This is a genomic window from Dyella halodurans (assembly GCF_026283925.1).
Lineage (GTDB): Bacteria > Pseudomonadota > Gammaproteobacteria > Xanthomonadales > Rhodanobacteraceae > Dyella > Dyella halodurans.
Genome location: NZ_JAPDPF010000009.1, coordinates 139,237 through 150,983, shown reverse-complemented (window position 1 = coordinate 150,983; position 11,747 = coordinate 139,237). Strand labels below are relative to the sequence as shown.

Below are 11,747 nucleotides of genomic sequence, written 5' to 3'. Positions count from 1 at the left end.
CTATGGGCCTGAACCCAGCGGAAAAGCCGTGTGCAGTACCTTAACCAGCTCGAACCGGATGCATTGATCGCCCGGTTTGCCGAGCATCCCCCCATCGACTTTCGCGTGCTGGAAGCGGCCGGCACGCCGGCCTTTGTGGCGCCCTTCGACCTGTTGACGACGGCCGATGCCGAGGTCCGGCAGAAGATCGTGCGCGCACCCGGCTACGGCTGGTGGGGACGGCTGCTGCGCTGGCGTACGGCCTTCGTGGGCACCACCGTGTCCGAGTACGCGCTGTTCCCACGCGACGCCGATGCCGGGCGCCTGCCTGCCGCCTTGCGCGACCAGCTGGGTCGTGGCCAGCGGCTGTTGATCGTCAAGGACATCCCGCAGGCCTCGCCCTTGTTCGACGCGGCCAGCGGTGCATGGTGCGGGCGCTTTGCCGAGGCCTGCCAGGAAGCTGGCTTCGTGCTGCTGGAAGGGCAGGCCTTGGCCTATGTGCCGATCGATTTTGCCGGCGAGGACGAGTACCTCGCACGCCTGTCCTCAGGACGGCGCAAGGACATCCGCCGCAAGCTACGCAAGCGGGACGAGGTCACGGTGGACGAGCTTCGCTGCGGCGACGCGCTGTTTGCCGACGATGCCGTGGTGGACGCGTACTACGGGCTCTACGAGAACGTCTTTGCGCAGAGCGAGATCCACTTCGACAAGCTCAGCCGCGCCTTCTTCGCCGCGGTGCTGCGTGACGCCGCCAACGGCGGGGTGGTGTTCGTGTATCGCCATCAAGGCGAGCTGATCGGCTGGAACCTGTGTTTCGCCGTGGGGGGCAAGCTGATCGACAAGTACGTGGGTTTTGCCTATCCGCAGGCGCGCGAGCAGAACCTGTATTTCACCAGCTGGTTCCACAACCTGGCCTGGGCGCGCGCGCAGGGTCTGACCCACTACGTGGCCGGCTGGACCGACCCGCAAATCAAGGCCTATCTGGGCGCACAATTCACCCTGACCCGGCACGCGATCTACCTGCGCAATCCGCTGTTGCGCATGCTGGCGCGGCGACTGGGGCGGTTCTTCGAGAGCGATAGCCAATGGGCCGCCCATGAGCAAGCGTGATCCACTGATTCTGGACTTCGATAGCTCGGTGGGGCCGATCCCCGGTGCGACCGAGCTGGCGCTGTCGGACTGGCAGGAAGCGATCCGCTTCGGTTGCACGCTGGGCACGTTCAAGCGGCTGGGCCAGTATCTCGATGCGCGGATGCCTGCCGACTACGGCACGGTGTTGATGGGCTCGGGCGACTATCACCATCTCACCTGGCCGCTGGTACAGCGACAGCGTTCGCGCGGCCCGTTCCAGTTGGTGGTGTTCGATAACCACCCCGACAATATGCGCTTTCCCTGGGGCATTCATTGCGGGTCCTGGGTGCGCCGGGTGGCCATCCTGCCGTTCGTGACGCATGTGCATGTGGTGGGCATCACGTCGGGCGACATCGGCGCCAAGCATGCCTGGGAAAACTATCTGCGCCCGCTGCGGGCCGGCAAGCTCAGCTACTGGTGCATGGACGTCGATGTGGCTTGGGCCAGTCGTTGGGGCCTCGCCAACGCGTTCCATCGCTTCGAGGGTCCGGATGCGCTCACGCGTGCTTTTGTCCAGCAGCTGCGGCAGGCGCCGCAGGCGACTTATCTGTCGATCGACAAGGACGCGTTCAGCGTCGACACCGCGCGCACCAACTGGGACCAGGGCCGGCTGGAAGAACAGCACGCGATGGCCATCATCGAAGCCCTGCGTGGACGCATCATTGCCAGCGATATCAATGGCGAGGTTTCGGCGTATCAATACACGACGTGGTGGAAGCGGCTGCTCAGCGGCATGGACGGGCAGTCGCCGATTCCGCAGAGCGAACTGGATGCCTGGCAGACGCAGCAGCGCGCGCTCAACATGCGGCTGTTGGCCGCGATTGCCGCAAGCGGCGCCTAACCCTGGGACCACCAGACTGAGCCAGTCACGCCCTGGCTCTGCTTGAGGCGAGGCCAGCGAGCGCCGGCTGATTCCGGCCACGAGCAAGGATGTGGCATCTCAAAACTTGGCTACAGCGCGCTGGCGATGGCGCGTTTCAGTTCGGTGCAGATCGCTGCGAACCTGGTGTCGTCCAGCCACGGACTGTTGGTGATGGTGAGCGAACGCGCGGCGAAGTCGCGGGCATGTGGCAGCGGCGTATCGGCAACGATATCGCGCAGATAGGCGTAGTCCGGCAGGGCGTGGATAAACAGGCGACTGACCCCTAGGCCGGCGGTCCATAGCGTACGCATCGCGTCATCTCGGATGGCCTCGCTGGGCAGGGTGAGCAGCAGGAACGGCCACACGCCGCGTTGCCCTGGCGCGTCGTCGAAAACGGTAATGCCGGGTATTTGTCGTAGTTGCGCAACGCGCTTCAACGCCTGAGTTCGCGTGACCTCGAGAAAGTCGGGAAGCCGTTTCAGCGCGCGCGCGCCAACCGCCTGGCGCCAACGGCTTACGGTGTGCAACGGAATATCGGGACCGAAATCGTCACCGACGGCGGCCACGGGGTCGCCGGCCGCCAGTGCCCTGCGCAAGGGGCGACCATAAGCAAGCGGCAACAGCGACGGGCGATAGGCGAGCGCATAGCCGGTCAATTCCAGCGCCCGCTTCCAGTCCATGCCGGGGTCGCGCTGGATGGTCGCCCGGTGGCTGGCGGCAAACGCATCGCGCATCACCGTATCCCGCGCCATCAGCAGGCCGCCTTCGAACAAGGTGAGTCCCTTGCCCACGGCGAGACTGAAGAAGCCGGCATCGCCCAGCAGGCCGGCGCTGCGTCCGTCCTGCGTGGCGCCCAGCGCCTGCGCGGCATCCTCGAGCACGTAGGCACCGGTCTGATGGGCGACGTCGAGTGCTGCATTGACGTCGGCGACACGGCCAGCCAGGTGCGTAGGCACGATCGCCAGCGTCTGCTTGCCCGCCAGGGCGGCAAGCTGCGCGGCATCCATGTCGAAATGATTGGGTGCGAGATCGCACAGCCGCGGCCGGAGTCCTGCGCGATGGATCGCCAAGGCCACCAGCGGGCAGGTCCATGCCGGCACCACGACTTCGTCACGCTGGGGGCGCAGGCGATGCATGGCCCGCAGCGCCACCACCATCGCGGCCGTGCCGGAGCATTCCAGCTGCAGCTGCTCGACCTCCAGCCAGTGGGCGACGCGCTCGGCGAACGGCGCGCGGCCAGGCAGCAGGTCGGTGACGCGAAGCGGCAGACCAGCGGTGGGCGGCAGCTCCTGTGGCATGTCAGTCGCCCGCGGCGACGCCCAGCGCACCCTTGGCCTCGGTGGGCGCATCGTGTTCCGGATGCGCGCCGCTTTCGGCGAAGGCGAGGCAGAGGATGCCGGCCACGATCACGGCCGCGCCGAGTACCCGCGGCCAGGTCAGCGGCTCCTGGAACAGCCACGCGGAGAAAATCATCACGCTGACCACTTCCAGATGAGTGACCGCAAACGCGGGCCCGATCGGCGCGTGCTTGAGCAGGGTCATCCAAGTGAAGAAGTTGCCCACGTAGCCGATCACCGCGAAGTAGATCCACGGATGGCCAAACACGCGCACGATCCAGGCCCAGTTCGCCTCGGGCGGAAACGCGTGGTTGCCGGCGTACTTGAAGCTCAGCTGCACGAGCGTGTCGAACAGCACCAGGATGGTGAAGCCGATGGCGTAGAAGCGAGTGCGACTCATGGGTTCAGCCTCCACCGGCCACGCCGACGATGGCCACGCCCGCCGTCACCAGCAGGATGCCGGTGACGCGCAGCGGTGTGAGCTTTTCGCGGAACAGAATGCGGCCGGCGATCATGATCACGACGATATTGATCGAACCCAGCAGCACGCCCTCGGAAAGGTCGACCAGCGACAAGAAGGCGATCCACACCAGGAACTCGGCCACGTAAGACGTGATGCCGACCCAGATCCACGGGCGCGCCAGCATGTAACGCCAGCGCGCGAAGCCATCACCCGCCCGCGGATCGCTGGCTGCCGCCTTGAAGGCGAGCTGGCCAACGGTATCGAGGGTGACATTGAGCAGCCACAACGTGACGACCAGAGGAGTCACTATGGCTCCTTAGGCCGCTGCGCGCGCGGCTGGCTCGTAGGAGGCTGCGATCTGGCGGAAGAACTCGGCCGCGCGATCGGTCAGCAGGCGGCGTTCGCGGTCGACCGTGATCATGTGGTAACTGTCTTCGAGCAAGAGCATCTCCACCGGGCCGGACACCGAACGCTGCACGAGGTACGCATTTTCGAGGCTGGCGATATCGTCCTGGGTCGCGTGGGCGATCAGGCAGGGCGCGGTGACCTTGGGCAGCTCGCGCTTCACCACCGCCGCCATGTTGTACATCTCCGCCAGCGATGGCCACGGGTTGCCTGGCAGGCCGGCAGCGGCGCTGTCACCACCGAGCATGGCCGAGCTGATCTGCGCGCGCAGACGCTCGTCGCGAATGCCGTACGGCTCCGCCTCGTGCACCATGCGGTGCTTGCCGATGCCGAATTTGTGCAGGAACGGCAGCAGGAACGAGAATTTGCCGACCCACGGAATCGCCCAGCCGTCATAGCGGAAGGTGGCGCCAAAGACGCCCACGCCCTTGACCCATTCCGGATGCTCGGCGGCCAGCTTGAGCGCCAGCACGGCGCCCATCGACAGGCCGGCGACGAACAGATGGTCGACCTCGTGGCGGTACTTCTCGGCCGCCGCCTCGACGCTGGCGTACCAGTCCTGCCAGCCGGTCTTCAGCAAATCATCCACATCGCCGCAATGCCCGGCCAGCTGCATGCCGTAGACGCTATAGCCGGCACGGTTGAGACCCTTGCCGAGCAGGCGCATTTCGGTGGGAGTGCCGGTAAGGCCATGAATAAGCAGCACTCCGCTGCGACCGCCCTCGAGGCGGAACTCGACGTTCTGAATCACTCGGGGGCTCCGGGGCAACGGGCGAAAGACGGGAAAAGGCGCGATATGCGCAAGCCATGAATGCAATAAACCATGCCAGCAGTGTGCCGGCCGACCCTTTCCAAGAACTTTCGACCCTGCCGAAACCTGTCTCACTACTCGGGAGAACGATGACGCGACGTTCCGCCCTGGACCTACTCCCTCTCCCCTGTGCGGAGAGGGTTGGGGTGAGGGGGCGGTCTCGCGACAAGGCCATCACGGGGCGGGCTTTGGTCGGGGCTCCAAAGCCAGCCGCCTACCTGCATCGGACCGGTTGGGCTGATAGCAGCGCCACGTTTCTTGGCGCCTCCAAGCCGGCCCCCGTCATGGCGCGGCGTGGAAACCCAGCCTATTCGGGACGCGGCGTAGCATTCGTGCTCGGCGGCAACACGGGATAGACGATCTGCGGCTGCCTGCCGGTAAGCGTCTTCAGGAAGGCCGTGATGCTCTGGACCTCCTCGTTGCTCAAGTCCGCGCCAAGCTGGGCATTGCCCATGATCGCCACGGCTTCCTTCAGGTCCTGCACCTGGCCGCTATGGAAATACGGGGCGGTGAGTGCCACGTTGCGCAACGGCGCAGCGCGGAAAACGTACTCGTCGCTGCCAGACCGGGTGACCTCGAAGCGACCCTTGTCGCCGACGGGCCGCACCTTGTCGGCCGGTTTGTTGACCAGGCCGAACGGGAAATAGGCCTGCCCACCGATATTGACGCCGTTGTGGCAGGCCGTGCAGCCGCGATCCATGAAAGCCTTGAGGCCATGCTTCTCCTCCGCGTCGAGCGCTCTGTCGTCACCCTTGAGGAACTGGTCGAAGCGGGAGTTGGGCGTGATCAGCGTGGTCTCGAAGGCCTGGATGGCTCGCGCCATGTTTTCGAAACTCAGCGGCGCTTTTTCGTTGGGGAAGGCCTTCGAAAATGCCTCCACGTATTCCGGCATGCTGGCCAGCGTCTGCTCGACGGCCTTGGGGGTGCTGTGCATCTCAAGCGGATTTTGCACCGGGCCCTTGGCCTGCTCCTGGAGGTCCTTGGCGCGACCGTCCCAGAACTGCGCGACGTTGAAGACGGCGTTGAACACGGTCGGTGAGTTGCGTGCGCCCTTTTGCCAGGCATGTCCGCTCGAGGTCGGTAGGTTGTCGGCGCCGCCGGTGCCGATGTTGTGGCAGGTATTGCAGCTGATGATGTGGCTGCTCGATAGACGCGGCTCGAAGAACAACTGCTTGCCGAGGGCTATCTGCGCGGGCGTGATGGCCTCGCCCTGCACCTCCGTGACGCTGTCCGGTATCGGTTTGAAGATCGAACTGGCCTGATCGCGCAGTGCGTCGGCGTGGGCGGCAGGAGCGCCCAGCGCGACCAGTAGGCCGCCGAGCGGAACCCAGTTGGAAGTTTGCATTTGAATCTCCTTGTCGACGTGACATCGACAAGGAGAAAGCATCTGGCTGCCGCAGGGGATGATGTGAATCAGTAGAGCTCAGGTCGCACAGCCGCCTGCCTTCGGCTTGACAGGCGACGCCAGCCACCAGCCCTGCACGAACTGGCTCAGTGTCCGTAGTGCCCGGTGCTGCCACCCACCGAGATGCTCATGCCGCCGGTGGGGTGCTCGCAGCTGCCGGTGGCCTGGCTGATGGTGACGCCGCCCGACTGCCAGTTGCCGCTGCCATGGCTGGAGGCCACCACGCCGGTACTGACCGCGCCGTGGATTTGCGGCTGGTTGTAGGTGGCGTCGTCACAAGTGACCACGTTTTGGCGCGCCGGAGCGGGGGCATCGCCCATCGCGCCCGAGGTGTCGCCGTAATAGGTCCCTGGCGGGTCCTTGGCATAGGCGCTCGGCGGCGTGCTGGCTGGCGCCGTGGCTGAACCCGCCGTACCCGCACTGGCCGTCGATTTTGCATCGGCAACGGTGGCAGGAGGTGCTGCCGAGGCGCTGGCGGCGGGCACGTTGGCGGGGAGCTTGAGATTCAGTGGCTGCCCGGCACTTTGCGCCCAGGCCGCCGTGGTCAACAGGCAGGCGGCGAGGAGGCCGGTGGTTCGGATGATCTTCATGGAAAACTCCGGAGACGTGCTGGTGATAACGCACGACCGCCACCGGTGTGCACACGTTCCGTTCGATGCGCGAAGACGGCGGGAAGTTCCCGCCGTTCGCATCATGCCGACGTTTCGATGCGCTCCACCCGACGCAGGCCGCGTGGCAGCACGCCGCCTCGCGTGGCGCGGTTGCCGCCATACTCGACCAGGTCCGACCACTTCAGGGTGAGTTTGCGCTGGCCGGCGTACAGCGTGACCTCGCCCTTGCCCTCGGTGACCACCGCCACACCGACCACGCGCTCCTCGCCGGAGGCGAGTTTGGCCTTGGGCACGTCGATCAGCTTGTTGCCCTTGCCCTTGTCCAGCTCAGGCAGCTCGGCCACCGAGAACATCAGCAGATGGCCTTCGGTGGTCACCACCACGATGCGATCGCGCGCCGGGTCGGCACTGATCTGCGGCGCCAGCACTTTGGCGCCGTCGCTCAAGGTGATGATCTGCTTGCCGGCCTTGTTGCGGCCAGTCAGCGCCTCGAAGCGGGTGACGAAGCCGTAGCCGTGATCGGTGGCCAGGATCAGGCGCGTCTCGTTGTCGCCGGCGATGAGGGCGTCAAAGCTGGCGCCGGCCGGCGGGCTGAAGCGGCCGGTCAACGGTTCGCCGTTGCCACGTGCCGACGGCAGCGTATGCGCGGCGGTGGAATAACTGCGGCCGGTGGAATCGATCACCGCCACCTGTTGCGTCGTGCGCGCCTTGGCTGACGCCAGCAGGCTGTCGCCTTCGCGGTAGTTCAGGCCTTCCGCGTCGATGTCGTGGCCCTTGGCAGCGCGGATCCAGCCCTTCTGGCTGATCACCACGGTAACCGGCTCGCTGGCGACCAGGGCGCTCTCGTCCAACGCCTGTGCGGCATCACGCTGCACCAGCGGCGAGCGGCGATCGTCGCCGTACTTCGCGGCGTCGGCGCGTAGTTCTTCCTTGATCAGGCCCTTGAGCTTGGCCGGCGACTTCAGCAGTACGTTGATGCGCGCGCGTTCCTCTTCCAGCTGATCGCGCTCGGCATTGATCTTCATCTCTTCCAGGCGGGCCAGCTGGCGCAGCTTGGTTTCGAGGATGTAGTCGGTCTGCTCGTCGCTGAGCTTGAAGCGCGCCATCAGCACCGGCTTGGGCTCGTCCTCGGTGCGGACGATGCGGATCACCTCGTCGAGGTTGAGGTAGGCGATGCGCAAGCCTTCCAACAGGTGCAGGCGGCGCTCGACCTTGGCCAGGCGGTGTTCCAGGCGGCGAGTCACCGTGGTGGTGCGGAAGCTCAGCCACTCGCCGAGGATGCGCTTGAGATCCTTCACCTGCGGTCGGCCATCGAGGCCGATCATGTTGAGGTTGATGCGGAAGCTCTTTTCCATGTCCGTGGTGGCGAACAGGTGCTGCATCACTTCGGCCGGATCGATGCGGTTGGAGCGCGGCACGACCACCAGGCGGATCGGATTTTCGTGATCGGACTCGTCACGCAGGTCTTCGATCATCGGCAGTTTCTTCGCGCGCATCTGCGCGGCGATCTGCTCGAGGATCTTGGACGGGCTGACCTGGTGCGGCAGCGCGGTGATGACGATATTGCCCTCGTCCATGTGATACACGGCGCGGGCACGCAACGAGCCAGTGCCGTTCTGGTACATCGCCAGCAATTCGTTGCGTGGCGTGATGATCTCGGCTTCGGTGGGATAGTCCGGGGCCTGGATGTGCTCGAACAGGTCCGCCACGGTAGCGTCGGGATCATCGAGCAGGCGGATGCAGGCGCTCACGACTTCGCGCAGGTTATGCGGCGGAATATCGGTGGCCATGCCCACGGCGATGCCCATGGAGCCATTGAGCAGCACGTGCGGCACGCGCGCCGGCAGCCAACTCGGTTCTTCCATGGTGCCGTCGAAGTTCGGCACCCAATCCACCGTGCCCTGGCCCAGTTCGCCCAGCAGCGCTTCGGCGATCGGGCTCAGGCGCGACTCGGTGTAACGCATCGCGGCGAAGCTCTTCGGATCGTCGGGCGAGCCGAAGTTGCCCTGGCCGTCGACCAGCGGGTAGCGGTACGAGAACGGCTGGGCCATCAGCACCATCGCCTCGTAGCACGAGGTGTCGCCATGCGGATGGAACTTGCCGATGACGTCGCCGATGGTACGTGCGGACTTCTTGGGCTTGGCTGTGGAGGCCAGGCTCAGCTCGCTCATGGCATAGATGATGCGCCGCTGCACCGGCTTCAGCCCGTCGCCCACGAAGGGCAGGGCGCGGTCCAGCACCACATACATCGAATAATCGAGGTAAGCCCGCTCGGCATACTCCTTGAGCGGGATCTGTTCGTAATTGGCTTGCAGATTCATGCAGTTACGTCGATGAGTGGCGCGCGGGGCGTGCGCTTAACCGGCCGATGGTGCCAGAAACCAGGGGCCGGGGGCGAGCGCGCCGTTGTAGGAGCGCACCCTGTGCGCGACAAACCGGCAGGAATGCCGGTTTGCACAGCGCCAGCTGCCCGAAGGGCGAGGGCCAAGGATGGCCTGAGTGAAAAGCCTACGCAGCCGTAACGCCGTGATCGCGCACAGGGTACGCTCCTACAGGGGGCTCAGTTTTTTACAGGGGAGGCTTCCACGCCCAGCTTGCCCAGTTGTACCTGGACGCTGTCCGGTCCGGCCAGGTGGCCCGCGCCGACCGCGATGAAGCTGACGCCCGGCTGTTGCAGGCGTTCGGCGATGAGCTGGGCCCAGGCGCGATTACGCTCGACGATAAGGCGCTGGTAGAGCACGGGGCTCTCCTTGCGGATGTCCTCGTCCTCGATGCGCGCGATGGCGGCGGTATCGCCGTCGCGCCAGGCATCGATCAGCTCGCGCAGTTTGGCCGGACCCTCGGCCACTTCCTTGAAGGACTGGCGCAGGAAGTCCAACTGCATCGCTTCGGGCAGGTCGGCCAGCATGCGGATCTGCTGCTCCGCAGTTTCCAGTCCATCCACCGGCTTGCCGTCCTGCTGCATGCGTGCCTTGAGCAGCTTGTCCACGCCCAGGTTCGGGTCCAGGCCAGCCTGGATCAGTGGCGCCATGGTAAGCGTGAGCGCCGCCAGCCATGGCCGCATGGGTTGCAGCGCCTGGGCGCCACCGGGGAGCTTGGCGGTTTCGGCGGCCTGTTCGAGGCTACGCTGGTCGCTGTCGTCAAGCTTGCTCGACAGCGGCTGGTTGAGATCCATGCCGTGTTGCATCACCAGCGCCTGCATCGACGCAGCGTCGTCATCGACGATCTCGATACTCAGCCGCTGGCTTTCTGCCAGCGCCCGGTCCAGCTGGGGCGAGGACCAGTTCGTGTCGGTTGGTAGCAGGTGCACGGTGCCGAACAGGTAGACCGTGGCGTGGTCGTTCTTCGCCACCCACAGGCCTGGTGCGGCCACCGCGGTGGTGACCAGCAGCAGGCTGAGGAGCAGCGCCGCGCCTAAGTGTTGAAACAGCTTCAAAGCAAGTTCCCGGTCGGTGGAGCGGAATCATCAGGGGTGGACACACCCTTGCTGCCGCGAGTTTGCGCGTTTGGCCCGCGTATGATGCAGAAAACTCGCGGACACGTCGAAGCCCGCGTCATCGCGGCACGCGATATCCGCCCGGAACGCCATGCGGGCTCAGGGTGATCTGCCAGAGTTGATTGCGCCGACTGCGGAACACGGCGGTAGACACTGAAAGATAGAAATGCCACATGCGGCGGAACTGATCATCGTAGTGTGCGGACAGTTGCGGCCACGCCGCGTCGAAATTTGCACGCCACGCCGTCAGCGTGCGGTCGTAGTCGGCGCCGAAGTTGTGCCAGTCCTCCACCACGAACAGGTTCTGGACGGCTTCGGCAACCTGGCCCGCCGCGGGGATCATCGAATTCGGGAAGATGTATTTCTCGATCCACGGATCCGGCCTGGCCGGTGAACTGTTGGTGCCGATGGAGTGCAGCAGGAACAGTCCGCTGCCGTCGTGACCGTCCGGGCGCAGGCAGCGGCGGGCGACTTCGAAATAGGTGCGGTAGTTGAGGGCACCGACATGCTCGAACATGCCGATCGAGAAGATCGCGTCGAACGGTTCGTCGATGTCCCGGTAGTCCTGCAGGCGAATGTCGATCGGTAGCCCGGCGCACAGCTCGCGCGCATATTCCGCCTGCTCCTGCGAGATCGTGATGCCTACGCCATGCACGCCATAACGTTCGGCGGCGTATTTGAGCGCTTCGCCCCAGCCGCAGCCGATATCCAGCACACGCTGCCCCGGCTTGAGCTTCAACTTGCGGCAGATCAGGTCGAGCTTGGCCACCTGGGCGTCGTCCAGGTTGCTTGCCTCGGCCCAATAACCGCATGAATAGACCAGGCGCTTGCCCAGCATGGCCCTGAACAGATCGTTGCCAAGGTCGTAGTGCGTTTTCGCGACTTCAAACGCGTTGTCGCCGCGCTGCATGTTGATGAAGCGCGCCTTGAGGTGGGCGATCAAGGTGTCCAGCGTCTTCAGCTCCATGTCCAGCTGCGTGTTGAGCAGGTGCGTGAACATGCCGGGCAGGTCGTCGGCGTCCCACCAGCCGTCCATATAGCTTTCGCCAAGCCCCAATGAACCGTGCGCGAAGACGCGTGCGTACAGGCGATCATCGTGCACGCGCATGTCGGTCGGTGCGGGACCGTTGATCTGGATGCCGGCGTTTTCGAGCAGGCTGGCTGCACGTTGCTTCAGGGAATCCTGGCTCATGCGTACCTCGCTTGATGGGCGACGATCGTTGCTGGGGGCGGCTGAAAACAGCGTT

The 11,747-nt window shown here is 65.1% G+C and carries 11 protein-coding genes; 2 read left to right on the top strand and 9 right to left on the bottom strand.

The window, feature by feature from the left end; genetic code table 11:
* The first annotated feature begins 30 nt into the window (after positions 1–30).
* Positions 31–1,089, top strand: coding sequence for a peptidogalycan biosysnthesis protein (locus tag OUZ49_RS17475; RefSeq protein ID WP_266151890.1), 1,059 nt, complete (start codon positions 31–33; stop codon positions 1,087–1,089).
* Positions 1,076–1,951, top strand: a complete 876-nt coding sequence (locus tag OUZ49_RS17470; protein WP_266151889.1) for a hypothetical protein — start codon at positions 1,076–1,078, stop codon at positions 1,949–1,951. Before OUZ49_RS17475 ends, OUZ49_RS17470 begins: the two co-directional genes overlap by 14 nt.
* A 110-nt stretch (positions 1,952–2,061) precedes the next feature.
* On the opposite strand, the gene OUZ49_RS17465 is transcribed toward OUZ49_RS17470, so the two are convergent.
* The 9 genes from OUZ49_RS17465 to cfa all read right to left on the bottom strand — a co-directional run bounded on the left by OUZ49_RS17465 (position 2,062) and on the right by cfa (position 11,692).
* On the bottom strand, positions 2,062–3,270 hold the full coding sequence (locus OUZ49_RS17465) for a DegT/DnrJ/EryC1/StrS family aminotransferase (protein WP_266151888.1): 1,209 nt from the start codon (positions 3,268–3,270) through the stop codon (positions 2,062–2,064).
* Between the two features lies 1 nt (position 3,271).
* Positions 3,272–3,709 (bottom strand): DMT family transporter, encoded by a 438-nt coding sequence (locus tag OUZ49_RS17460; protein ID WP_266151887.1) that lies wholly within the window; start codon positions 3,707–3,709, stop codon positions 3,272–3,274.
* Between the two features lie 4 nt (positions 3,710–3,713).
* Positions 3,714–4,079 (bottom strand): EamA family transporter, encoded by a 366-nt coding sequence (locus OUZ49_RS17455; protein WP_266151886.1) that lies wholly within the window; start codon positions 4,077–4,079, stop codon positions 3,714–3,716.
* A gap of 9 nt (positions 4,080–4,088) precedes the next feature.
* A complete protein-coding gene (locus OUZ49_RS17450; RefSeq protein WP_266151885.1) occupies positions 4,089–4,928 on the bottom strand; it encodes an alpha/beta hydrolase in 840 nt (279 codons plus the stop codon).
* A 367-nt stretch (positions 4,929–5,295) separates the two neighbouring features.
* Positions 5,296–6,333, bottom strand: coding sequence for a cytochrome-c peroxidase (locus tag OUZ49_RS17445; RefSeq protein WP_266151884.1), 1,038 nt, complete (start codon positions 6,331–6,333; stop codon positions 5,296–5,298).
* A gap of 146 nt (positions 6,334–6,479) precedes the next feature.
* Positions 6,480–6,983, bottom strand: coding sequence for a hypothetical protein (locus OUZ49_RS17440; protein WP_266151883.1), 504 nt, complete (start codon positions 6,981–6,983; stop codon positions 6,480–6,482).
* A 101-nt stretch (positions 6,984–7,084) separates the two neighbouring features.
* Positions 7,085–9,325: a DNA topoisomerase IV subunit A gene (gene parC, locus OUZ49_RS17435; protein WP_266151882.1), complete on the bottom strand. Its 2,241-nt coding sequence runs from the start codon at positions 9,323–9,325 to the stop codon at positions 7,085–7,087.
* A 239-nt stretch (positions 9,326–9,564) separates the two neighbouring features.
* A complete protein-coding gene (locus OUZ49_RS17430; protein WP_266151881.1) occupies positions 9,565–10,440 on the bottom strand; it encodes a TraB/GumN family protein in 876 nt (291 codons plus the stop codon).
* A gap of 118 nt (positions 10,441–10,558) precedes the next feature.
* The gene (gene cfa, locus OUZ49_RS17425; RefSeq protein ID WP_266151880.1) at positions 10,559–11,692 is read right to left on the bottom strand and encodes a cyclopropane fatty acyl phospholipid synthase; all 1,134 of its coding nucleotides are present in this window, start codon (positions 11,690–11,692) and stop codon (positions 10,559–10,561) included.
* Positions 11,693–11,747 lie beyond the last annotated feature (55 nt).

Coding starts and splice junctions, on each gene's coding strand:
- cfa (WP_266151880.1), bottom strand. CDS start 11,692: ATGAGCCAGGATTCCCTGAAGCAACGTGCAGCCAGCCTGCTCGAAAAC.
- OUZ49_RS17440 (WP_266151883.1), bottom strand. CDS start 6,983: ATGAAGATCATCCGAACCACCGGCCTCCTCGCCGCCTGCCTGTTGACC.
- OUZ49_RS17465 (WP_266151888.1), bottom strand. CDS start 3,270: ATGCCACAGGAGCTGCCGCCCACCGCTGGTCTGCCGCTTCGCGTCACC.
- OUZ49_RS17470 (WP_266151889.1), top strand. CDS start 1,076: ATGAGCAAGCGTGATCCACTGATTCTGGACTTCGATAGCTCGGTGGGG.
- OUZ49_RS17460 (WP_266151887.1), bottom strand. CDS start 3,709: ATGAGTCGCACTCGCTTCTACGCCATCGGCTTCACCATCCTGGTGCTG.
- OUZ49_RS17445 (WP_266151884.1), bottom strand. CDS start 6,333: ATGCAAACTTCCAACTGGGTTCCGCTCGGCGGCCTACTGGTCGCGCTG.
- parC (WP_266151882.1), bottom strand. CDS start 9,325: ATGAATCTGCAAGCCAATTACGAACAGATCCCGCTCAAGGAGTATGCC.